This window comes from Diplocloster hominis (assembly GCF_032380655.1).
Lineage (GTDB): Bacteria > Bacillota > Clostridia > Lachnospirales > Lachnospiraceae > Diplocloster > Diplocloster hominis.
Genome location: NZ_JAWDIY010000037.1, coordinates 20,456 through 45,659, shown reverse-complemented (window position 1 = coordinate 45,659; position 25,204 = coordinate 20,456). Strand labels below are relative to the sequence as shown.

At 52.8% G+C, this 25,204-nt stretch carries 17 protein-coding genes and 1 tRNA gene; 3 read left to right on the top strand and 15 right to left on the bottom strand.

Going from position 1 to position 25,204, the window contains the following annotated elements:
• Positions 1–236: 236 nt before the first annotated feature.
• The 10 genes from ABC831_RS22475 to ABC831_RS22430 form a co-directional block, all read right to left on the bottom strand.
• Positions 237–1,151 (bottom strand): ABC transporter permease, encoded by a 915-nt coding sequence (locus ABC831_RS22475; protein WP_343250311.1) that lies wholly within the window; start codon positions 1,149–1,151, stop codon positions 237–239.
• Positions 1,135–2,196 (bottom strand): ABC transporter permease, encoded by a 1,062-nt coding sequence (locus tag ABC831_RS22470; RefSeq protein ID WP_343250310.1) that lies wholly within the window; start codon positions 2,194–2,196, stop codon positions 1,135–1,137. The genes ABC831_RS22475 and ABC831_RS22470 overlap by 17 nt, the downstream gene beginning before the upstream one ends.
• Positions 2,171–3,757, bottom strand: coding sequence for an ABC transporter ATP-binding protein (locus tag ABC831_RS22465; protein WP_343250309.1), 1,587 nt, complete (start codon positions 3,755–3,757; stop codon positions 2,171–2,173). Before ABC831_RS22465 ends, ABC831_RS22470 begins: the two co-directional genes overlap by 26 nt.
• Before the next feature lie 74 nt (positions 3,758–3,831).
• On the bottom strand, positions 3,832–5,028 hold the full coding sequence (locus ABC831_RS22460) for a BMP family ABC transporter substrate-binding protein (protein WP_343250308.1): 1,197 nt from the start codon (positions 5,026–5,028) through the stop codon (positions 3,832–3,834).
• Between the two features lie 31 nt (positions 5,029–5,059).
• Entirely contained in the window at positions 5,060–6,010 is a 951-nt protein-coding gene (locus tag ABC831_RS22455; RefSeq protein WP_343250307.1) for a nucleoside hydrolase, read from the bottom strand.
• An 89-nt stretch (positions 6,011–6,099) separates the two neighbouring features.
• The gene (locus ABC831_RS22450; RefSeq protein ID WP_343250306.1) at positions 6,100–6,813 is read right to left on the bottom strand and encodes a Crp/Fnr family transcriptional regulator; all 714 of its coding nucleotides are present in this window, start codon (positions 6,811–6,813) and stop codon (positions 6,100–6,102) included.
• A 238-nt stretch (positions 6,814–7,051) separates the two neighbouring features.
• Positions 7,052–7,222 (bottom strand): hypothetical protein, encoded by a 171-nt coding sequence (locus tag ABC831_RS22445; RefSeq protein WP_343250305.1) that lies wholly within the window; start codon positions 7,220–7,222, stop codon positions 7,052–7,054.
• Between the two features lie 137 nt (positions 7,223–7,359).
• Entirely contained in the window at positions 7,360–7,764 is a 405-nt protein-coding gene (locus tag ABC831_RS22440; RefSeq protein ID WP_343250304.1) for a secondary thiamine-phosphate synthase enzyme YjbQ, read from the bottom strand.
• Positions 7,765–7,838: 74 nt separating this feature from the next.
• Positions 7,839–9,113 (bottom strand): alkyl sulfatase dimerization domain-containing protein, encoded by a 1,275-nt coding sequence (locus ABC831_RS22435; protein ID WP_343250303.1) that lies wholly within the window; start codon positions 9,111–9,113, stop codon positions 7,839–7,841.
• Positions 9,114–9,206: 93 nt separating this feature from the next.
• Positions 9,207–10,154, bottom strand: coding sequence for a DUF1848 domain-containing protein (locus ABC831_RS22430; protein WP_343250302.1), 948 nt, complete (start codon positions 10,152–10,154; stop codon positions 9,207–9,209).
• Positions 10,155–10,475: 321 nt separating this feature from the next.
• Here ABC831_RS22430 and ABC831_RS22425 point away from each other — a divergent pair, with 321 nt between their 5' ends.
• Both ABC831_RS22425 and ABC831_RS22420 read left to right on the top strand, forming a co-directional pair.
• A complete protein-coding gene (locus tag ABC831_RS22425; RefSeq protein WP_343250301.1) occupies positions 10,476–11,603 on the top strand; it encodes a helix-turn-helix domain-containing protein in 1,128 nt (375 codons plus the stop codon).
• Positions 11,604–11,734: 131 nt separating this feature from the next.
• Positions 11,735–11,832, top strand: a tRNA-Sec gene (locus ABC831_RS22420).
• 244 nt (positions 11,833–12,076) lie between these two features.
• Here the strand turns inward: ABC831_RS22420 and ABC831_RS22415 are convergent.
• From ABC831_RS22415 to selD, 5 genes are all read right to left on the bottom strand, one after another.
• Positions 12,077–12,718, bottom strand: coding sequence for a GTP pyrophosphokinase (locus ABC831_RS22415; RefSeq protein WP_343250300.1), 642 nt, complete (start codon positions 12,716–12,718; stop codon positions 12,077–12,079).
• A gap of 249 nt (positions 12,719–12,967) precedes the next feature.
• A complete protein-coding gene (locus ABC831_RS22410) occupies positions 12,968–13,204 on the bottom strand; it encodes a putative Se/S carrier protein (protein WP_343250299.1) in 237 nt (78 codons plus the stop codon).
• Positions 13,185–15,122: a selenocysteine-specific translation elongation factor gene (gene selB / locus ABC831_RS22405; RefSeq protein WP_343250298.1), complete on the bottom strand. Its 1,938-nt coding sequence runs from the start codon at positions 15,120–15,122 to the stop codon at positions 13,185–13,187. The genes ABC831_RS22410 and selB overlap by 20 nt, the downstream gene beginning before the upstream one ends.
• A complete protein-coding gene (gene selA / locus ABC831_RS22400; protein WP_343250297.1) occupies positions 15,119–16,528 on the bottom strand; it encodes an L-seryl-tRNA(Sec) selenium transferase in 1,410 nt (469 codons plus the stop codon). The genes selB and selA overlap by 4 nt, the downstream gene beginning before the upstream one ends.
• A 53-nt stretch (positions 16,529–16,581) precedes the next feature.
• Positions 16,582–17,640 carry a selenide, water dikinase SelD gene (gene selD / locus ABC831_RS22395; RefSeq protein ID WP_343250296.1) on the bottom strand — a complete coding sequence of 353 codons (1,059 nt, stop codon included), beginning with the start codon at positions 17,638–17,640 and terminating at the stop codon, positions 16,582–16,584.
• 187 nt (positions 17,641–17,827) lie between these two features.
• Here selD and ABC831_RS22390 point away from each other — a divergent pair, with 187 nt between their 5' ends.
• Positions 17,828–25,093: a DUF6923 family protein gene (locus ABC831_RS22390; protein WP_343250295.1), complete on the top strand. Its 7,266-nt coding sequence runs from the start codon at positions 17,828–17,830 to the stop codon at positions 25,091–25,093.
• Positions 25,094–25,204: the final 111 nt, after the last annotated feature.

Genomic DNA, 25,204 nt, shown 5'->3' with positions numbered 1-25,204 from the left:
GAGGCCGGGCCTTAGAACGGCTTACGCAGAAGTCGGGAGAACCTCGCAGGGCCCGGAACACTGTCCGAGCCGTCCTGTGGCGAGTTTGTTCCGGGCCCTGCCAATAAGAGGTTCTCCCGCCTTCGGAGTTAGCCGTTCTTAGGTCCGGCCGAAGTGATTTGGCCCCGCGAGATTTGCCGCCCGGCTCCCGAAGGCGCACCCCTTACCTCTCAGCCCGGCCCTAAGCACCCCCCCAATCAAGCCTTAGATTTCCTCTGCTCCCTAGCCGCATAGACCCCCAGCGCCACAATCGTAAACGCATAAGGCATCAGCCTGGTCAGCTCACTAGGCATATTAAACAGCTGCAAATTATTGCTGAGAGCGTCCGCCATCCCAAAGAACAGCGCACTGAGCATAGACAGTCCCGGCACACCGCGTCCCATGGCTTCCGCCGCCAGCGCGATGAACCCTCTCCCCGCCACCATATCTTTCGTAAACATATTCACATAAGCCATCGACATAAACGCGCCGCCAAGCCCGGAGATAGCGCCGGAGATCAGCAGGGCTTTCAGCCTCACCCTATTCACGGAGATGCCGGCGGTTTCCACGGAATCGCTGTTCTCACCCACTGCCCGTATGTAGGTTCCCAGTTTTGTCTTTTTGAGGAATACCGCTAACGCGATGACCAGGAAAAATGCAAGATAGGTCAGTACGCTGTGGCCGGACAGAATACTGCCCAGCACCGGGATATCCTTAATAAACGGTATGTCAATATTGGGAACTGCTTTGCTGGCCAGCTTTGTAGACACACCCTTGTCCCCGGTCAGTATGTATAGGATGAAGATGGTCAGGCCGCTGGACATCAGGTTCAGGGCAATTCCGGTCAGTACGATGTCTGTCTCCAGTTTTAAATGGAAAAAGGACAGAAGGCCCGAGAATGCGATTCCGGATACCATCGCGCATAATACCCCCAGCCAGACATTTCCCGTGAAAGCGCTGCCGACAACTCCCATCAGGGAAGCAAACAGCATGGTACCTTCGATACCGATATTGATGACGCCGGCCCGCTCTGAGATCAGCGCCGCCATGGTGGCGAATAAGATCGGTGTTGACAGCCGGATAATCGAGTGCAGAAAATCCGCCGTGAATATAATCTCAAGAATCTGTCCCACTTGACAACGCCTCCTTTATCACCATTTTCTGCTTCATGCCCTTTAACAGCGCAGTGGCAGTGATCAGCATAATCATGATCGCCTGGATTACGGTGATCAGCTCTTTGGGAACATCCGTATTGGATGCCATCGTGGATGCGCCCACCCGCAGATAAGACAAAAAGATGGCGGCTAACGGCACATACTGCGGTTTGTTCCTGGCCAGGATCGCCAGGATTACCCCATCCCATCCGTAGCCGGGCAGGGAAGTCCACTGGAACCGCTCATACATGCCCATGACTTCCACGGAACCTCCGATGCCCGCGATCGCCCCTCCGAGAACCTGGGAGAGCACGATCACAGATCCTACCTTTATCCCCGCATATTTCGTAAACCGGGGATTCTGCCCATAGGTACGGATCTTATGCCCCAGCGAGGTCTTGTAGACCAGCAGGTAACAGATGACGATAAATAGAACCGCCAGAAAGATTCCGCTATGTATGGAGGTACCCGGTATGATCTTATCCAGTTTTGACTGATCCGGAAGCTTCTCGGAGGCCAGAGCGCCGAAGGACTGGTCCCTTAAGTAAGTATTCAGCACATACAGTCCCAGATACAGTGCGATATAGTTAAGCATCAGGGAGGCTACCATCTCACTGGCGTTTAATTTCGCCTTCAGCCAGGCCGGCACCAGACACAGCAGAGCACCCACTGCCGCTCCTGCGAGCATCGGCCCCAGCAGTCCCAGGATTCCGGGCAGCGGTACCTTTGTGGCAAACGCAGCCGCAGCCAGCGCGCCCAAAAAGAACGAGCCCTCCGCGCACATATTGAACATGGATGCCTGGAACATCAGGCAGACTGCCAGCCCGGTGAAACAGATCGGTATCGCTGTGGTAAATATGGAACCGATCAGCCTGGTAGACCGCAAAGGCCCCAGCAGCAATGCGCTGACCGCCTGCCCCGGCTGTTCACTGACACACAGGATAATCACCAGTGCGATAACCAGGGATATTATGATAGCCAGAGCGGTAGTTGCCGAACTAAACAGCAGATTTTTCTTCTTCATGGCAACCCCTCCTGATCTCAGTCTCCGACTGTAATTTGACTCCTAACATGTAATTGCCCAGTTCTGTCTCCGAGACCTGGTCCGGTTCCGGAAAATAGGCGGAAAAACGCCCGTCATACATCACCAGGATATGATCCGACAGCTGATAGAGTTCCTCCAGATCCGCGGTCACCAGAAGTACCGCGCAGTTTTCGTCCCGCAGCCGGATCAGCTCTTCATGGATGAATTTGGCGGCGCCCACATCGATCCCCCGGGTGGGCTGTTCCGCAATGATCAGCCTCGCCTGCTGGGTAAATTCACGGGCCACCACCACCTTCTGCATATTCCCTCCGGACAGCATGGATACCGGCGTTTCCTGGGAATCGCATTTGATCTGGTAATCCCGGATCAGCGCATCGGCCATATCCCGGATTTTCGTTTTGCTGAGCAGGTGGTGCCGGTATAGCCGCTGGTCCTTTAATTTCGTGGAGATCAGATTCTCCCCGATAGACATCGACACGGCCAGCCCGTCTTCCATGCGGTCGCTGGGGATATAGGACATGCCCAGTTCCCGCAGTTCCTGAATGGACAGCTTCGCCGTATCCCGGCCCATGATACAGACATTTCCGCGGTCTATCTTTCTCAGTCCGGTAATCATCTGGATCAGTTCATTCTGCCCGTTGCCCTCCACACCGGCGATCCCGGTGATCTCACCGGCCCGGACGCTGAAGCTTACATCATTTACCACTTCTTTTTTGTTCATTCCCACAGCGGTCAGATTCTTTACCTGCAGCAGAACCTCCTTGGGTTCTGCTGCTTTCTTGGTCAGATTTTTCGAATAATTCGACCCTACCATCCGGGAGGAGATCTCCTGTTCGGTGATTCCATCCGTGTCCACAGTGTCTATCATTTTGCCCTGGCGCATAATGCTGATGCGGTCACAGATCTGCTTCACCTCCCGCAGTTTGTGGGAAATAAAGATTACCGTGTAACCCCGGGATTTCAGTTTCATCAGCTGGTCAAACAGCTCCTCGGTCTCCTGGGGCGTCAGCACAGCCGTGGGCTCATCCAGGATCAGGATCTGCGCTCCCCGGTACAGAGCCTTGATGATTTCCACTTTCTGCTTGATCCCGACCGGCAGTTTTCCGGTGGCGGTGTCCAGATCGTCCTGGAGCTCAAACAGCTCCGCGATCTCACTCACTTTATCTTTCGCCGTTTTTCGGTCAATAAAGCCCCGCTTGACCGGCTCATACCCCATCGTCACATTTTCCGTGACGGTAAGGGAATCCACCAGTTTAAAGTGCTGGTGAACCATGCCGATACCCCGGGCAATGGCATCCTGCGGGGAGCGGAACGTCACCGTCCTGCCCTCCAGCACGATCTCGCCCTGATCCGGCTTCTCCATGCCGAACAGAATCTTCATCAGCGTGCTCTTCCCGGCTCCGTTTTCACCCACCAGCGCATGGATTTCCCCCTTGTTGACGGATAAGCTGACCTGTTGATTGGCGTACACTCCATTTCCGTATACTTTGGAAATCTGCCGCATTTCCAGGATCGGTTTTATTTGTTCTTGATCGGTCATTGTTAATCACCCTTATTCTGTTATAACTGCCAGATATCGCAATTAAATTAAGCTGATTTGTTATCTCTGTCCTGTTACGGCGCTACGCTGGATTTCATCTGGCTGATTTCATCCTCTGTCATCTCAAACGCGGACGGCACTTTGATCTCTCCGGCCTGGATTTTAGCCTGGAGCTCTTCTACTTTGGATTTCATATCCGCGGTAGCGATCCCATCATAAACTTCATTGACGGCCAGACCCACCGCATTTTCTTCCATTCCAAGGGCCTCTTCCTTGCCGTAAGGCAGGGTTCCTTCCATATGGCGCTTCACGGACAGCAGCAGTACCTGATCGATATTCTTAAGCACCGATGTGACGATCACTTTGGACTGGTCCGGCTGGGTTTCTTTTAATGCCATTGCCTGATCGGCATCCACACCAATGGCATAGCGGTCATTCTGGGCGGCCGCCTCGATCATTCCAAGGCCTGCCTGTGCGGCTACGTTGAAAGCTACGCTGGACCCCAGATTAAACTGTGCTTTGGCCAGGTCTTTCGCTTTTGCCGTATCGTTGAAATCTCCGATATAGGAAACTGCCACTTTGGTTCCGGGTACGGTATCCTCCGCTCCCTGTATATAACCAACGATGAAGTCGTTCAGCACCGGGATATCCATGGCTGCCACCACACTGATCATCTTTTCTCCGTTGGAGAGCGGCAGGCTGTCATCAGCCGCGATCATAGCGGCAAGGGCGCCGGCCAGATAGGACGCTTCATTTTGTTTAAAGGAGATCGAGTATACATTGCTGTAATCCCCCTTGTCATAGGAAACCGTGGAATCAAAGATAATGTACTTCTTATCCGGGTACTCCAGCGCGACTTTTTCCAGAACTTCCTGCATCTGGTAAGTTCCCACAATGATAATGTCATAATCCTGATCGGAAACTTCATAAAGTGTCGTCTCCCAAACTGTGTTATCGAAGCCCATCTCGATCACATTCGTCTCACATCCCAGTTCATCCTTGATCAGTTTCATACCCGCGTTGGCAGAATCAAAGAAAGATTTGTCTCCCAGATTTCCATTCAGCAGGCAGGCTACCTTGGGCAGATCCTTATCCGCCTCGGGTGCTTTCGATTCCTCGGGCTTCGCTGTCTCTTTTGCATCCTCTTTTTTCGTATCATCCGCCGCCGCGCTGTTCGTCTCCTGAGGGGCGGGCTCGCTCTTGCTCTGGCATCCTGCCAGCATACCACAGATCATGACAACCACCAATAACATTGAAAATAACCTTCTCATACCTTTTCCTCCTTCCGGCTGTTCGCCTGAATCACTGCTTTGATTGATAAGTTTTCTGCATATGTTCCTGAATCATCTGTACAAATAATTCCCGGTCAACCTTAACAGAGAGATAGCAGTTGGGTTCATGTCCTGTAATCCCCCACAGGTCCGCCACCGTTTCCCCCAGGGTCAGCGGATCATTCACAGAGATATCCAGATACGTCTGCTGGTACTCAATTAGCTTTTCGTCGATCAGCACACCGACGCAGAGTGCGTCGTGAATCGGACAGGCCTTGAATCCGAAGTGCTGAATATGTGTGGAACCGAAAAAGTCCAGAAGCTGTGCGACAATATCACTGATCTTATCTCCCTGGGCACGCAGTCTTTCGATGTCCTCTTCATAAAATACTGCCTTCATAGAAATATCCAGGGTGTTCAGATAGATGCAGCAGCCGCTGGCAAAGACGATTTTGGCTGCTTCGGGGTCCACATAGATGTTAAACTCCGCGGCCGACGTGATATTTCCCGGATCGTTCACCGCCCCGCCCATGATAATGATCCGTTCGATTTTCTCTTTGATATCCGGCGCTTTGATCAGGGCCATGGCGATATTGGTCAGAGGGCCTGTGGGAATCAGTATGATTTTCTCGTCGCTTTCCCGCAGGGTCCGGATGATAAAGTCCACCGCATGCTCTTCTTTTATGGGAGTGACCGGGTCCGGAATCTTAGGGCCTCCAAGTCCGTCCTCACCATGGATGATCGCTCCGGTCAGCCGGTAGAGATCCCTCATCATCGGCCGTTCGCATCCCGCATAGACATCCACATCGGTCACGCCGGCGTAGTCCAGAATCTTCCTGGCATTGCGGGTTGTATTTTCCAGTTCGCTGTTACCGGCCACTGTGGTAACGCCCAGAAGCTGGATGTCGTCCGCTCTGGAAGCCAGCAGCAGGGCGATCGCGTCATCATGGCCGGGATCGCAGTCCATTATTACTTTTTTCATGTTATACCTCCTGTAAAATATTTATCCGGCAGATACGAAGTTCCTGTCCGCCGTCTGAAATCTAACGGCCGCGCGTAACCGGTAGAATTTCACACTTCTTCTAATATATTGGCAGTCAGCTGTTCCAGCTGTTCCTGTTGAACCACGATCTTGCCCCGATCCACCGCGATCAGTCCCTCCCCTTTCAGAGCGGTGATCGCCCGGTTGATGGTGCGCACACTGACTCCGCAGGCCTCCGCCAGTTCTTCCCTGGTATCACTGATCCTGCCCTGTCCGTGCTGTGCCAGCAGCATTTTCAGCCGGCGGTTCGCGGACATGTATTGATACTGCACGGTAGACGCGCTGGCCCGGTACAGCTTTTCCGCCAGCACCATCGCTAATTTTTCACTGATATTGCGGTCACTGCGGATCCAGCTCCGGAACGTGTGAAGCGGTACTTCCAGCAAAGCGCATGAGGTAAACGCCTTTGCGCTGTAGATCAGGTTATGTATATTCAGCATAGCTTCCATCTCACCGACTGTAGATCCCGCCTGGACGAACACCACGCACATCTCATTTCCGTTCATATTGCTGCTGGAGATAATCACACTTCCGCGTAACACCAGGTAGACAGAGCGGATCTCCCAGCCCCGGCGGAAGATGATATCTCCCCTCTCATACTCTACCGGTCTGCACAGATTCAACTGCTCATCCGGCAGATTCCGTATCCACTCTTTGATCACCGGGTATTTCTCCATTAACTTTCTGTTTCTGATATCCAAAGACTCCATAGAACCAACGCCCTTTCTTATTGCGATTCTCATATGTTACGTTATTATAACATCGGGTTCTTATTTTGTCCCTGCCGGCCTTTCATACTCCTCTATTTGCTTTGATTATAACAGTATTAAGTTTTCCACAAAAAGGACACGTGGCATGTTTTTTGGGAATATTTGCATAAATCATTCTTCTTTTTTCGCGTTTTCAAAGTAAATAGTCACAAAAAAACTATGAGAACATCTTTCGACGCCTCATAGTCTTTCGCTTTATAATTTGAAACTCCTAACAGCACTCACCGTTACATGCTTCTAATCTCATGGCTATCCTTTTTCCAAAACTGAAAAGAATTGTCGTGAGGAAAAGCAGGCCTCCCATGATGCATACCAGCAGCACGGGTATGGAATAAAGGATCAGATAGCCTGCCTTACGGATCCATTTCACTAATGTCTTCATCGTTTTCCCTCCGTTCCCACTTGATTCGTTTCATAACTCTATCATAGCCTGGAACCGATGAAGCCACCATAATTTTAACTTACATTTCCTATATACAGACTTACAATTTCGTAAGATACGGAAAAAAAGGAATGCGGTCAGCCCTCCAGAATCTTCACATAGAAGCTTCTGTGTCTCGGGCCGTCGAACTCGCAGAAATAGATATCCTGCCAGGTGCCCAGAATCAGCCTGCCGTCCTCCAGGATCAAGGTCTGGGACGCTCCCACAGCCGCTGATTTCATATGGGCATGTGAATTCCCCTCGAAGTGCCGGTACTCCCGGTCCTGGGTGGGAAACACTTTCTCATATCCATAGATCATATCCCGGCACACGTCCGGGTCCGCGTTTTCATTGATCGTAATACCGGCCGTGGTGTGAGGACAATATACCACGACAATTCCATCCTGTACTCCGCTTTCTCGGATATCTTCCCGAATCTGCGCAGTGATATCCACCAACATCTGCCTTTTATCCACTTCCAATGCATGCTTAAAAACTTTCATCCGATACCTGCCTCCCTTACATCCATGTTTTATCCGATTCTCCCATTCTATTACCTCTACCTCTTTTCTTGCCATCATCCTTCATTTTCCAGCTCACGGGCACAGGTCAGATAATAATGCCGGCCGTTGGCGCTCGTCTCATACCCTGCCCGCCTCTTAAGCGCTTCTGCCTTGCGGCCGCGCACACCGGCCGTATCTTCCCCGTCCGCCATCAGCAGATCGCAAAGCTCCAGACACCACTGATACTCCCCGTCCCTCATGGCTTCCTCTATCGCTTTTTCCACTGCCCGCGGGCCGCCCATCAGGGAAATGGTCTTACTGGCATGTTCCTTTTCCGAAAGCGGATGCAGATGGGTGGGGTTGCCGTCAAACCATCCCAGATAAGCGTTGAAAACCGCACGTACCGTCCAGTCCACACAGCCATAGAACTCTCCCAGATAGGGCAGCTCTGCATATTCCTTTGGAAGCTTTATCTCAGCAGCCAGCCGGTCCTCACTTTTCCCTTCGTTCATTCCTGTCAGCGTCTGCGTAAGCACATAATCGATGGCTCCCCTAAAATTCCCCAATACCTGCTGAATCTGTTCCTCCCCAATCAGCGGGGCCGTATGCCCTGGCAGCAGATAGCGGGCCGGATAAGACATAAGGGTCTCAAGACTGTGAAGCCACGCCGTGATATCCCGATACTGGCTGCCCCGGATCGCGTAGAGATTCGGCCAGCAGCCATAGTAGTTATCGCCGCAGCACAGGACCTCCTTATCCGGAAGCCACACCATAATCTGATCTTCCGTCTCTCCCGGAAGTCTGACCATCTCCAGGCGCACTCCATCGATCGTACGGTTTACTTTGTCCTCCTGGTACACCGTGGCCGGAGGTACGAAAGCGCGCGTCTCCCCGTATGCGATCCCTTCCCTGATCCCGATTCCCTGAGAAATATTCTCCTCATCAGTCAGCGCATACCCAAACTGGCGCGCCCCCCGGAGATTCTGGATATCCTGCAGCGCCTGCGTGCGCGCAAGAGGCGGTGTCTTTGGAGCAAACGCAATGATCTCCGGCTCCGATTTCAGGAAGGCGCCGCACCCTCCCCGATGATCCGGATGCCCGTGTGTATAAATGATCGTCCCGACCTCTTTACCGGTCTCCTGTTTTATGATGGCCAGAAGCCGTTTGCCCCGTTCCAGAGTATCCAGCGTGTCAATCAGAATCACACCGGACTCCCCCTCTATAAACACCGCATTGCTGTGCCCTACCCCCAGCACATGCCAGACTCCGTCTGTGACCTGTGTTATCTGTTCCCGGTAGTTCCTCTCTGTAAATTCCCGCAACTGATCCTGTCCACTTTTTTTACACATCACTTTACACTCCTGCTCATCTGAATTTTATTTGGAACACTATGGAACCCTGTATATGGAAAGCCATACGTTCCCGCAAACCTGTTTCACGCTTTAAATAGTAAGAAACTGGTCCAGCGACATCTGGGCTTCCCGATCTGATTTCATACTTCTGCCCCGGATCACATCGTCCGGACGGATTATATCCTCCAGCAGCAGAGATTTCTTATGATCTTCTTTGACCGCCGCTCCTTCCTGGTTCTTATGGCCCGCGTAGCAGTAGACACACCGGTTTCTGCAGGTGTGATAAGCGCCGATATCAATGCTTACGTCACATCCGCAGAATCTGCGCTGCCCCGTATCCTTACCGGTACTGAGATGTCCCCCGCAGATCCGCCCCAGAAGCGAAGCATCGATACATTTTCCATGTCGGATTCCATAGGCTTCGTAATCCCCGGCTTCCGCGCAGGTCTCCACGGACAGTCCATATTCCGCCGCTATCTTCGGAATCCAGCGGGCCAGCTGCTCCATCTGTTCCGCTTCCGGTACCTGAACTGCGCTGCGTGCCATCTGTCTTTGGATATTCGCATAAGGGTCCAGGAAACTTATGACTACCTTCTGCGTATAGGCAGCCAGCTTCCGTGCCAGGCGTCCGAACAATTCCTGATGCCTTGCAACCGTATACTCCGGTGAGACCAGAATCGGATCATAGCGCCAGATAACCCGCTCACGCCCTACAGACTCCGACAGCTCCTGGAACGCCGGCACCAATACCGTTTCTTTGTCCGGCAGTCCCGGTTCCAATTCCATTCCATATCCGTTCAGGGTAAATTGAAAATAATATGGATATCCTTCCAGTTCCCCCAGCCGCTTCAGCATAGGGTGCGGATTCTTCGTCCAGAAAACAAATCCGTCCACCACGTCCCTGGAAAGGGAGATCAGGCTTACATCCCGCGGCTGAAAAGGATTTCTCACACAGACCTTCCGGTCCTTTAAACGTTCAAAGAACCAATCCGAGTAATAATTGGGAATATCTGTTCTGCGGCTGGCGCTGATTATCACACCGTCCCCCTCCTTTTGCACTGATGCGTTAGATACAGTTTAATCCCTCATGGGAATCCTGTCAAACAAGTCTCCTTTTCACAAATATATGTGCGGGAATGAACTAAGACCCACGCCCCCCCGGAGAGATATGGGCGGATCCTTGTACTTTTTTATGTACAAAATGAATCGGACTCCTGAATTTCAGGATTTGCACTGGACGCTTTTTTAAATAGCTGATATACTACAAAAAACCTGATAATCAGAGCTCATTTTACCAATACTGTATGATATATTACGATCTGTTTCTTATTGGACAAATACGTCCGGAAAGGAGATACGATGCTTCCTCTGTTGTCAGAATTTTATCCTGTGATGCACGATCAGATTCCATTAACTCTTATTACCGCCTGTAATGACCTGAATCGCTGTATTTCACATTTTGTCGTGTTAAGTACTCCGGAATCTCCGGGAAACCTCTGTGGTCTGGAGATGGTTTATCTTATGGAAAGTTCTGATCACACAGATATCGGCCGTTTGACGGATCTGGTCAAAATATTGATAAACGCCCAATGCAGCGGGCTGATCATAGAATCTAACCAGACGCTTCCCTCCTATTCAGCCGATCTGGCCGCCTTATGCAAAGCTGCCGATTTTCCCCTCTTCACAGTTCCACGCGGTACGCCATACCAGCTGCTTGCTGCATATTTTAACAGGAGCGCTCCGCATATCGATAATAACATGAACTTAGACCGTCTGTTCCAATCCCTCCTTGAACATCCCGCATCTGTCCGTGAACCGATAAATCTGCTCAACACCAACGGATTCCCCACTGACGCATCTTATCGTGCCGTGCTGATCTCTCCTCTGATAAAGCCTGAACTTCTTCAGAATCATCTGCATCTTCTATCGATCCGCCACTGCTTATTTCCGTACCGGGACCACTATGTACTGATCCTGTCAGATGTCCCCCGCCCGACCTTGCACACGATTCTGACCTCCTATTATCATTCACTGGAAAAAGACGGCTGTCCGCTTCCCACGATCGGTATCGGTGAGCCCGCCCCCAGTCTGAAGAAACTGCACTTTAGCTATACAAATGCCCTTCACGCCAGGAAGGTCGCCCAGATCCGCAAATCCCCGTATATCTATTTCCAGGATCTTGGATTTTTCCGTCTTCTGCTGACCAATCCCGATGAGGGACTGTTAACTGAAATATATCAGGGCACGTTCCAGCCTCTTCTGACCTGCGATAACGATTGTCAGACAAATCTGATGCACACTTTAAAAATTTATCTGGAAAAGGAGAATAACCTCCCCGAAACAGCCCGGGAGCTCCAACTGTCTCTGGAAAACCTGGACAGCCGCCTGGCAATCATCCGTGATAAGCTGGATACCACTTTGTCTACTCCGGAAGATTGTTTTCACTTACGTATGACTTTTTACATCGGAGAACTGCTGGGCTTATAATGATCCTCTGTCCCTGGGGCAAATATGCAATAGGCGGATGTGCAGGGCAGATATGCATTGAGCTGCAATGAGCAGGTGCCGCTTGACGGATCTGTCTAATCTCACTATACTGATAGAGATGTAATGATTTCGGAAGCAGATGGGTGCTGGTGTATCCCCTGGTCTTCAAAACCAGTGTGGGGCGTTTTGCTGCGTCCCGGGTGGGTTCAATTCCCACATGTTTCCGCCAAAAATAATAAACCGTTCCTATAGATTGTTTCTTTTGCAGAGAGGTCTATCTACATGAAATGCAGGAGAAAAGCCGTTTACTGAGAAAAAAGCACCGGATTCAGGATGCGTAACAGCCTTCACGGCCGATCCGCAAGGACCGCTGAACCCGGTGCTTCTTTTCCGCCTGGCCGATGCCAGTGCAAACCCTCCGCCCATCCAGAGCGGCGCCGTCAGATTCCGGTGTCTGTGCTGCGGAACTTTTCCTACCTTTCCCGCTCTGCTTCCGGATCATAAAAGCGTTCCATGCGCCCCTCGATTTCTTCCAGCAGCAGGGAACATTCTTTTAATTCTTTCGAGAGCAGTGTTTTATCTTCCCGCACCGCTTTATAGCAGAGCTGGTGCTCCATACTGGCCCAGAAGTCCATCGCCAGCGTGCGGATCTGGATCTCCACCGGATAATATTGTTTTCCCTCCGCATGGTATACCGTCACTCCCAGCACCAGGTGGTAGCTTCTGTAGCCGTTTTTCTTCGGGTCTGCGATATAGTCTTTTTCCTTGATCATAATAATATCCATCTGTTTTTTCAGGATATTGACGATCGTATATACATCCTGAACATAAAAACAGATCACGCGGATACCTGCGATATCGGTCAGATAATCCTTCGCGGCCTCAAAACTGACCGGGATTCCTTTCCGATCCAGCTTGCCTACGATACTGTTCAATGACTTAATCCTGCTCTGCATACTATGTATTGGATTGTGCTTGTGTCTGCGCTGAAAATCTTTATCCAGAGTCTCAAGCCACACCTGAACGATCGACACCGCATCCTCATAGGGTTGAATAAAATCCTCGTATTCTCTCAGATCGGAGGCGATACTGCTGACATTTATCCCTGTTTCCATACGCACCTCATATAGTTATTCTTTCATCATTTCCTTCACACATGGGTGAACCTCTTTTTGCCCAACCGTAATCCTGTTAAAATCTCCATATGAAGTAATCCTACCACTCTTCCCTGGAAAAATCCTTAAACTTTGCACAATTTAATAAAAATTTCGTAAAATTTATAATTTCTTAATAGAAATGTCCGGAATTCAGAGACAGAAAGGATACTTTCCGCCTGAATCAAGGAGGAGTGTCCGGTCTGCTGTTCAGACCAGGCACTCCTGTATCGATTCGTATCTCAGGTGTCTCTCATCCATCCACCTTTTCATCTGCTCCGGATCAAGGGAGTGCCTGGCCCAGGCCATTCCGCATCCAGCGGACAAAATTCGCGGGACCGGTATCAGCCTTCCCTCTACTTTTTCTGTTTTGCACGCCTTCTCCATTGCCATAGCATCGGCGGTTGTATGAAACGTAACCACCAATTTAATCTCTTTTTTTCTCATTTCCCTTTCCAGGCATCCTTTCACTTTCTTTCCCGTCTTTTCTCGTGATTCCCCGGTTGTCCAGATCTTCCAGCAGAATCCGGATGCTCCGCCGGTTCGTTCCGAACATATCCCTCAGTTCTGCAACCGTGACTTTTCCATTTTGCCTTAACAAAGCTGATATTTTTGTACAGGCATCCTCATATATTTCCGTCCGTGTATAATACTCCTGGGACAGCCTGTGTAACGTTCCTTTTTCCAGCTCATTGGCGCAGATGTCCTGAACCGTCTGCCCGGATATTCCGCCAAAGTCCATATCAGGCAGGCGCATAAAGTCCATACCGGCCTTAGTGAGATTTGCAAACAGGATATTCGCGGCTTTTTGATAGGTATCGTCACAGGGAACTTCATGCCCTGTCAGACGTACCAGCTGTGCAGTGATTTGAAGCCTTCCCTGGTCATTAGCCGTCTGGTAAAACGCATCACAGAATTCCTGCGTCATCCAGGGAGCGCAGCCGGTACGCAGCTGTGCCCTGCCGATTCCCCAGCGATAGGGGTGCTGCGAATGATAACGGATCAGATACGCTTCCATCCGGCTGACCTGCTGCTGGTACTGCTCCTGGTCATAGAGAAACATCTTTGTTTTTCCTTCCAGCGGTACCAGACAGCCTTCTTTTTCCAAAACGGCAGCGGCATGGGAAATGCTGCTCTCTTCTGTGCCAAAAACAAGGGCTAACTCCTGTCTCAAGGCGAAACCATGGGGCTGCTTTTTTATATACATCAGGATTTCCTGGGGAAAGTCCGCTGCTTCTTCCCGTCGAAACTCTTCCAGATCTGATGGCCGGAACCTGCGTTTTTTCACCGGATTCGCATCCAATATCTCTCCGCCCCCGATGGTTTCAAGGGGGGAATAGAAGCGGAGAATAAAATGATCCCCTTTTAGTACCGCCAGTTCTTCCTCCAATAGAAGCTGGGCGTATCCGCTTTCACCGGCTCCCAGTTCCTCAGCCTCCATCAGCACGGCACGGCACAGCAATTTTGCCGCCCCGATATAGAGATGGAGCCTGGTACGGTTTAAGAGCCTGCGGTCCGTATGCCGGCACATACGTATCCTGACATCCAGAATCCGCGTGTTGCGCAGAGTCCCTTCCCGGGCGATCACCGTTCCTCTTCGGATCTGGGAACATCCGATGTCCGGCAGGTTCACCGCGGTGCGCTGGCCGGCAAACGCTTTTTCCATCTCCTGTCCATGTACCTGCACACCGCGTATCCGGCAGGGCAGCATCTGGGGATAGAGGTATAGCCGGTCCTCCCTGGCGATCTCCCCTGACAGAAGCGTTCCGGCCGCAATGGTCCCCAACCCCGTTTTCTGAAAAATACGGTCAATAAAGAGCCGGGGAAATGCGTTGGCACTGCGAAAGAGCGGCCCCTGTCTTAAGAGCCGCTCCATCAGGATCGCCAGTTCCTGCATTCCTTCCCCTGTCACGGCGGACACGAATACCATAGGCGCGTTTGCAAAGCAGCTGTCGCTTAACCTCTGCCTAACATCCTCTGCCACCAGGTCCCGCCACTGCCGGTCCACCAGGTCGCACTTGCTGAGTACGATCATTCCGCGCGTGATACCCAGCTGTTCCAGTATCTCCACATGCTCTGCCGTCTGGGGCATTACCCCCTCATCCGCCGCGATCACCAGCAGCACCAGATCGATACCGCTGACCCCCGCCAGCATGTTTCCGATAAACTTTTCGTGTCCGGGAACATCGATCATACCGACCCGGTCCCCTCCCGGCAAGTCGAAATACGTAAATCCCAGATCGATGGTGATTCCTCTTTTTTTCTCTTCCGCCAGACGGTCCGTGTCCCGGCCGGTCAAAGCTTTGATCAGCGCAGTCTTTCCGTGATCAATGTGGCCGGCCGTTCCCACGGTCCAATGGGTCATAGTCCGATTCCTCCCAGTGACTGCAGCAGCACCCCGCCCAGAATCTCATAATCCTCTTTCAGCACCGTGCGAAGATCCAGCACCAGTTTCTCCTCCGTCACCCGCACGATCACCGGCGTACTGCCCCTGCGCAGCAGCTGTTCCGCCTCCATAACCGTTCTTCCCTTGGGCATGAATGAGATACATTTGCTCGGAAAATATTCCTCCGGCAGAGCACCGCCTCCCATCTGGGACATACAATCCTCGATCTGAATTACGTACTGTCCGCCCAGAGGCTTCAACAGTTCTTTTAAATTCCGGGCCATCTGTTCCAGTTCCGTAATCGGCCTGGTCATCATATTCAGGATCGGAATCCGGTAGCAGGCTTCCTCCTCCCGCAGATACGCACGGAATGTCAGTTCCAGGGCAGCAGCCGTAAATTTATCAATTCGAAGGGCCCGCATCAGCGGATGCTTCTTAATCGCAGCCACATATTTCTTACGGCCTGCGATAATACCGGCCTGGGGGCCTCCCAGAAGCTTATCCGCGCTGAAACACACCAGATCCGCTCCCTCCTCCAGGGTCTCCTGAACGGTGGGTTCGTGGGGCAGTCCGTATTTACTCAGATCCAGCAGGCTGCCGCTGCCCAGATCCACGATCACCGGCACCCCCTGCTTTTCTCCAATGGAGCTTAACTCCTTCACCGGTGTACTCTGCGTAAAACCTATAATCTTATAGTTGCTGGTGTGCACCTTGAGAATCGCTCCGGTGTTCCAGGCTACCGCTTTCTCATAATCCGAAAGCCTGGTCCGGTTCGTGGTCCCCACCTCACGCAGAGTGGCGCCGCTTTGTTCCATCACATCCGGGATCCGGAACTGACCGCCGATCTCGATCATTTCCCCCCTGGAGATCACCACTTCCTTCCCCTTCGCTAACGCAGACAACGCAAGCAGTACCGCAGCGGCATTATTATTGACAGCCACAGCGCTCTCCGCGCCGGTCATCCGGCAGATCCAGGATTCAAAATGGGCACAGCGCTCTCCCCGTTCTCCGGCTTCCAGATCATACTCCAGATTCGAATACCCCGTCATCAGGTTCGAAAGCCTGTCCACCTGCTCTGCTGCCAGCGGCGCCCGCCCCAGATTCGTATGAAGTATGGTTCCGGTGGCATTGATCACCCGTTTCATTCCATAGTCCGCCATCTTTTCCGTATGTCTTCTGATCGAAAGCGGCAGATTCGTCACTTCCTCCAGCATCTGTTCCTCAGCCATCCCCTGGGCGATCCGGTCACGCAGCTTCTCTGTTTCCAGCCGGATCGCCTCCAGCACCAGGCTTCGGTCATAATCCAGTAATAAGTCCTGTATTTCCGACAGTTCCAGCAGCATATCCACCTTCGGTATGCTTCTGTACAATTCCCTCTGATCCATCTTCCGCCTCCTTTTCTAGTTACTTACCGTCTGCGCTTTCCGTGATCTGTCTATTACATCAGCCGCAGAAAGCACTCTTTATATTCCTCTACGGTTCCTATAACCGCCGCCTTAGTCTTAAGCCCTTCGTTTCTAAGCTCCTTCAGTATCCTTTCCGCGTCTTCCTCCCGTACACAGGCCAAAAGGCCGCCGGACGTCTGCGGGTCCAGCAGGATATCCTGAACATACTCTTCCCTGCGCTTAACGATGGCGGTTACATCCATATCCGCCAGCAGGTAATCTCCGTTCTGATAGGCGCCGGCCGGGATCACGCCCATCTGTGCGTAGGCGGCCGTGCCGTCCATAACCGGGACGCGTCTGGCATACAGATCTATCGTCACCTTGCTGGCCTTCGCCATCTCCATAGTATGCCCTGCCAGCCCGAAACCGGTCACATCCGTACACGCGTGCACCTCATATCGTTCCAGCACCCTTTTAGCAGTCCGGTTCAGCTCAGCCATCACCCTGACCACCTCCGCCGTCTCATCAAAAGAGGCGAGTCCGGCCTTCACCGCGGTATTCAGAATTCCGCTACCCAGAGGTTTTGTAAGAATCAGCACATCTCCGGGTCTCGCTCCATAATTCTTCCACAGTCTGTCCGGGTGCACAAAACCAGTAACACACAAACCATACTTCGGCTCGTCATCCTGTATCGTATGTCCGCCCACCAGCACAGCCTGCGCCTCCTGTACCTTCGAAGCTCCCCCCGCCAGTATTTCCCCCAGAACATCCGGGTCCAGACAATTCGGGAAACCGGTCACATTAAGCGCCAGCTTCGGCTCTCCTCCCATCGCATATACATCGCTCAGCGAATTAGCAGCGGCGATCTGTCCGAAGGTATAGGGATCATCCACGATCGGAGTAAAAAAATCCACCGTCTGAATCAGCGCCAGTTCATCATTGATCCGATACACTGCGGCATCATCTGACGTCTCTGTTCCCACGATCAAATTATCATCTGTAAATCTCGGCAGCTTGCTCAGCACCTGAGCAAGGGTCCCAGGACCTAATTTAGCCGCTCACCCAGCCGTGCTGGACAATTGGGTCAGCCTGATTTTTGTTCTGTCATCCATCGCAGATTCCCCCTTTCTTACGTTATTTTATCACAGATACCATAATTTAAACACCCATTTTTGTTTTAGCCCTTAGCTAAATCTTATCGTCACTCACCCATCCCCCAAAAGAGAATACATTATTAGTGTATAAATATCAAAATTTTCTTTGTCCTTATGGACAAATCAATATAAGGAGGAACTATCTATGTCAGCACTACTTTCAGGGAACGCGGACCCGAACCCGGATCACGAGAACCTGTTATCCCCGGGAGAATCCCGGGACATTCCGCTGTCCTGCGATCCGGAAATGATCCTGTACAGCGGCCAGCCATCCCAAAGATATCACATTAATCTGGTAACGGGGGCTTCCACGGATCTGGGTCCCCTCACTCCGTCCGCTTCCGTCAATGCCATCGGCTATAACACGGAAGACAGTTATATCTATGGCTATGATCAAATACAAAATACGATTGTCCGCGTGGGACAAAATGGAGAAGTCACTTTCTTAACTCCCCGACCGGCCGGTATGCCTGCTGCCGCTTATTCTGTCGGCACTTTGGATATGGCCGGATATTATTATGTGTACGCCCCCGGCACCGGCCGGTTCTATACCGTAGATTTAAGACCCGGGTCCTCCACCTTTATGAAGCTTGTGGATCCTGCCAATGGCTATGTGGAACAGACAGGCAATTACGGAACCCCTTTGTCTGCTCCGCTTACAATCGGAGACTGGGCTTTCAGCCCCATGGACGGCCGCCTTTACGGGGTCAGCCGAAGCGGTGTGGTATACCGCATCGATGAGACCACCGGTATCGTAACCCCCCTTAGCACTACCGGGCCGAATCCAGGTGAAACCTTTGGCTCTGTAGTCATAGACGGGCTCGGCAATCTGTACGCGGTCAATAACAGTGACGGCACCATATACCGGTATACGATCCGCGGGGATAGTGCCGCAGGTACCCGGTTCTCCAATACTCCCGTCGATAACATCTTCAATGATGCCGCCCTGTGCCCCTATGTCGTGATCGAACTGGATTTCGGAGACGCGCCGGATGCCGGCGGTGGCGGCGGAGCCGGTAATTATCATACGCTGCTGTCCAGCAACGGACCTCGTCATGGGCTTTTTGGCAGCCTCTGTCTGGGTACTCTCATAACCGCAGAGGAAGATGCCCATCAGAACTCCACTGCTACCGGAGATGATCTGACCCAGGGAATCCAGGATGACGGCCTTTTGGTTCCGCTCCCGCTTCTGTCCGTCAATGCCGTAAACTATTCCCTTGACGTGACGGTCACCAATTATTCAGGGAACACCGCTTATCTATACGGATGGGTTGATTTTAATAAAAACGGACTTTTTGAATCCGACGAAGCCGCCATGGTTGTGACTGTGCCCGGCTATTCCGGGACCGGCCGGTATACGCTCGATTTTACACGGCCGGCCGGCACGGTTCTCTCACCGGATCACACGTTCGTGCGCCTGCGCCTCACCAGCGATCTTCTCACGGATACCGGTCTGGAAACGCAGGATACCAGAAGCGTCGGACCCGCCACAGACGGAGAGGTGGAGGACTATCTCTTAAGAATCGGCTCCACAACAGATCTCTCCTTAACCAAAACGGCTGATCTTCCGGTCCTGTATACCGGGGATACCATCCGCTATACCATCACGATCACCAATAACGGTCCTGAGGATGCGCTCCAGGTGGTCCTGGAAGACCAGGTTCCCCCTGAACTCACCAATGTGATGTACAGCATAGATGGAAGCCCTCTGGACTACTGGCCCGGAACGCTGTCCATCGGCACGATGGTTCCCGGGCAGGTCGTCACGGTTGAAATCCAGGGTGTGTTTGACGGCTCCTCTCTGGGGCCTGTGATCAACACTGCTGTGGTGACCTCCTATTCGGATGATCCGAATCCGGATAATAACACCGCGACCACTGTGACACCAGTAAACCGTGCCGCTAACCTTGCCATCACCAAGACCTCTGATACCGATCCCGCCGTCATCGGTGAAATTTTGACATTTACCATCACAGTTACCAACAATGGACCGGACCCGGCGGAGAATACCATCCTAACCGACGCCGTAACTGCTGATTTCACAGAACCGGAATATTCCACTGACGGCGGCTTTACCTGGTATCCCTGGTATGGGCAGGCAGAGATCGGGACATTAGCGGTCAATGATATATTTACACTGCTGCTGCGCGGAACGGTAAATGCCGGTATCTCGGATACCCTTGTAAATGAAGCCTTTGTAAACAGCGATACCGAAGACCCTGATCCCACGGACAATACGGTGATCATACACGTGCCCAAAAGCTCCTCCGCAGATGTGGCCGTGGTTAAGGCCGCAGACCCGAATCCGGTCGGACTCGAACAGATGCTGACTTACACCATCATCGTGACCAACAGCGGCCCTTCACCGGCAGATCAAGTGACCATCGCGGACACACCTTCCCTTTTGGATCCGGAATATTCCCTGGATCAGTTCACCTGGCTTCCCTGGCCCGGGGATCATTTGATCGAACGTCTGGACAGCGGCTACGAATATACGTTGTATCTGCGCGGAAAAGTGGACCCGGATCCGGGTACGGGCCAGCTCTCTAATACCGTTACCGTCAGTTCTCCCACTCCCGACCCCGATCCGGATAACAACTCGTATACCGAGCTGGTCGACACGGAAGACTCGGCGGATCTGTCCATTACGAAATCCGTTTCCTCTCCCGCCGTTATCTCCGGGGAAACACTGACCTACACCATAGAAATTACGAATCATGGGCCTTCCGATGCTGTAAATGTTCTGTTATCTGACCCGCTGCCCCCCTTCCTTATAAATCCGGAATTTTCAGTGGACGGCAGCACCTTTTCCCCCTGGAACGGCCAGCTTATCCTCCCCATGCTCGCTGCCGGGGCTTCCGTAAAAATACTGATCCGTGCAGAGGTCCTGGTATCCCGGACAGAAACCCTGTTTAATACGGCGGTAGTCACCAGTGATACCCCGGATCCTGATCCGGATAATAACGCTGCTTCCGCTGCCACGACCGCTTCTGCTTCAGCGGATCTGGAGCTTTTAAAAGCAGGGCCGGCTTCCATTCACGCCGGTGAACAGATCACCTATACCGTCCAGGTGACGAACCATGGACCCAGCCAGGCCTCTGATGTCACCATAACCGATGCGGTTCCCCCGGATATAATAAATCCGGAATTCTCCGTAAACGGGAGCGCCTATTCCGCCTGGACGGGAAATTACACGCTGACAGCGCTGGCCCCTTTGGAAACAGTGATTCTGACTATCCGCGGGTCCGTAGCTTCTTCCGCATCCGGCAGTCTGTTGAATTCAGCAAGTGTCTCCTCATCCACGCCGGATCCGGACCCCTACAACAACACGGATTCCGTCAGAACAGATCTTACCGCCAGCGCCGATCTGTCCGTGGTAAAAACTGTCTCTCCAAACCCAGCCGTTCCCGGACAATATCTGACTTATACGATTACCGTAAACAACGCCGGACCCTCCTACGCGGAAAATACCATTCTGGAAGATGCGGTTCCCGCAGACCTGACCGATGTTGAATTTTCCACTGACGGCCAGAACTGGTCGCCCTGGATCAGCCCTTATATGATCGGCTCCGTAGAACCCGGAGATGCGTATATCCTCTATCTGAGAGGGACTGTCTTATCCTTTGCAGAACGCATTACCAATACGGCTGCCGTCACTTCTGATACTTCCGACCCGGACGACACCAACAACTCCTGGACGGTAATCACAGATGTGGATACGCAGGCAGACCTTTCCGTCGTAAAAACTGCCAGTCCGGATCCGGTTACGCCCGGAGGGGAACTGACTTATACCATCGTAGTATCCAATGCCGGACCCTCCGACGCCCACGCCGTGGTTCTGGCCGATACGGTACCATCCCTGCTGTCCAATGTCCGGTACTCTGAGGATGGCGGCACTACCTGGACACAGTGGCCGGGAACTCTGGCATTAAATACTGTCGCGTCACAGGCTTTTGCAACCATACTGATACAGGGTACCGTGAACAGTGCCGCCACCGGCACGATCCGGAATACAGCAATAATAAATTCCACAACACCGGACCCTGATCCGACCAATAATTCAAGTACCTCGCTGACGCCGGTCGAAACCTCTGCAGATCTGTCCGTAATCAAATCCGCCGCTCCTACTCCTGCGGTTCCGGGCCAGATGCTGACCTATACGGTCACAGTCCACAACGCAGGGCCGGACACTGCTTCCGAGGTCACTCTGACAGATCCGATCCCCAGTGAATTAACTCAGGCCGAATTCTCTGTCGACGGAGGAACCTCCTGGAATCCATGGGTCAGTCCTTACCGCATGGGAACTATTACAAGCGGCTCCGATTCTGTCGTATTGATCCGGGGAGTTGTAAACGCCTCTGTGTCCGATCCGATTGAAAACTCGGTGTCCGTCTCTTCCGCAACACCAGACCCGGATCCGGATAACAATACGTTTACTTTGATAACCCCCGCCGGAACCTCAGCCGACCTGTCCGTCACCAAGACCGCGGTTCCCGATCCGGCCGTTCCAGGAGCGCTTCTCACCTATACGATAACCGTGCGCAACGAAGGCCCGGACGAAGCGGCAGCCGTCGTACTGACCGACCAGACCCCTTCCGTGCTGGCAGATCCTGAGTATTCTGTGGATGGCGGTGCCTATACTCCGTGGACCGGAAGCCTGACGCTTGGGAACCTGGCAAATGGTGCAAAAACTGCTGTAACCATCCGCGGCACCGTCAACCCGAATGCTGCCGGACTGCTGACAAACAGGGCCGTCGTCTCTGCCTCCACACCTGACCCGTTCCCAGATAATAATACCGCTGTTGCCGAGACCCCCCTGGTTTCGTCGGCGGACTTATCAGTGACCAAAACCGGTTCCCCCACTCCCGCCGTCCCAGGTCAGGTCCTGACTTACACGATAACGGTTCAGAATGCAGGTCCCTCCACCGCCCATGACATCACGGTCATCGATGCGCTGCCCAGCGCGCTTACCGGTGCCCTATATACCGTTGACAGCTCCACAGCTGAGGCGCCCTGGACGGGAACACACCAAATTCCATCTCTGGCCCCCGGCGCCGTCACAATCCTCACCATTCAGGGAATACTAAGCACCTCCGCCACCGGAACACTCCGGAATACCGTCGTAGTTACAGCGGGCACCCCAGATCCGGATCCCACCGACAACCGCGCAGTCGACGACCGGCCCGTGGCCTTGTCTGCGGATCTCTCTATCCGCAAAACTGCAGCCCCGGACCCGGCCATTCCCGGACAATATGTAATCTATACGCTTACGGTTGCCAACGCCGGACCGGCCGATGCCGCAGACATCACAATAACCGATGCTCTTGCGCCGGCCCTCGGAAACCCCGAATATTCCATCGATGGCGGACGGATCTGGAATCCGTGGAACGGAAGCTTTACGTTCGGCAGTCTGACAGCCGGAACCAGTGATCTGCTGCTGCTGAGGGGTTTGCTGCCTGCCACCTATGCGGGTAATGATCCCATTGCCAACACTGCTGTGGTCAAAAGCGACACCCCGGATCCGGACCCGGACAACAATACCACCACGGTGGTGACTCCGATCAGCCCGGTGGCAGATCTGGCCCTTGCAAAAACCGTATCCCCCGTGCAGGCTGCCCCCGGCGGAATATTAACCTACCACATCACAGTCAGCAATTTGGGACCGGATACTGCCGAAGACGTTCACATTTCCGATACCGACATTCTGACAGAACTTACAGATGTGGTCTATTCCACCGACTCCGGAAATAGCTGGAAAGCATGGAATGGAAGCTATACGGCAGGTAATCTGGATTCCGGTGAGCAGTTTGACCGTCTGCTGCTAAAAGGTATTGTCCCTGCCGATGCGGTTATCATTGCCAACGGGGCCAGTGTAAGCAGCACAACACCAGACCCGAAGGAGGATAACAATACGGCTTTTGTCCTGGTGCCTGTCCTGGATTCCGCGGATCTGTCCATTTCCAAAACGGCAACCCCTTCGCCCGCCATACCCGGACAAAGAATCACTTACACCCTGACTCTTGTAAATAACGGTCCCGGAACCGCAAGGCGGATTACCCTGATCGACGCTATATCCAGCCTGATATCCGACGCCGAATATTCTGCAGACCACGGATTTACCTGGTCCCCCTGGTCATCCCCATACCAGATGGAATCCCTGGCGGCAGGAGGCACGGCCGTACTTCTGATACGCGGCACATTAAGCACCGTGGCTTCGGGTACCATTGCCAATACCGCAGCCGTGGTTTCCGCCACCCCGGACCCGGATCCGGATAATAATACGTCTACTCTGGTAACTCCGGTAGAGAATTCCGCAGACATCAGTATCACTAAGCTTTCGCATCCGAATCCCGCCATACCCGGCCAGTATCTGACCTACACGATCCTGGCAGCCAATGCGGGGCCGGCCGGCGCCGAGGATGTGCTGCTCACAGACCCGATAGGGAATGCGGAATATTCAACGGACGGAGGCGTAAACTGGCAGCTATTTACAGGTGATTACCGCATAGGCACGATAGAGGCCGGCACTGTCCGCAGAATCCTGATCCGCACGAAGCTGTCTGCGGACGCGGCCGGAAGCATCCTGAATACCGCGTCCGTCTCCTCGTCCACTCCAGATCCCGACCCCGATAACAATTCAGCCACCGTGGAGACTCCGGTTGCCGATACGGCGGATCTGTCTGTGACTAAGACCACGGATACCCCATACGCTCACCCCGGAGATCTTGTAACCTACCGGATCGTGATCCGGCATCTGGGGAAAGCAGATGCCGAGAATGTACAGCTTCGCGACGATCTGCCGGGAGACTTAAGTAATCCGGAATTCTCCGCAGACGGCGGTATTACCTGGGCTCCCTGGACTGGCCGCTATCTCCTGGGGCTCCTGCCGAATCTGGAAACAAGGACTCTTCTGCTGCGGGCGACTGTGACTGCCTCCTCCGGCAATGTCTCCAATATAACGTATGTAACCAGTGATACACCGGACCCGGATTACACCAATAACAGCGGTACCGCCGTGATTTCCATCAGCGATCCGCAAAATGCGGATCTGGCCATCCGCAAAACAGCCTGCTCTGATACCGTATGTCCCGGCCGGCCGGCGGTATTTCACATTACTGTAGTAAACAAAGGTCCAGGCATGGCCCAAAATGTTAAAATCCTGGATCAGCTTCCCAGTACACTGTTAAATCCCAGATATTCTCTGAATAACGGACGCACCTGGTCACCCTGGTCCGGCCAGCTAACCATAGGAGATCTGACCATCCATTCCCCGGTTACTATCCTCCTCGCAGGAGATGTAGACCGGTGTGCGTGCGGGACCATTACGAACAAAGCATCGGTAACAGCCTCTACCGCAGATCCTGATCCGGCTAACAACGAGGCATGCGCTTCGGTTCACGTGTGCAGATAGCATATATGGATAAAAGAGAGTCCGATTGAGCGGATAATATAGGAAAGGAAGGAAATCTCCCCGGCCATTTCCACCCGGCCGGGGAGATTTTATCTGGATAATATGATGTGC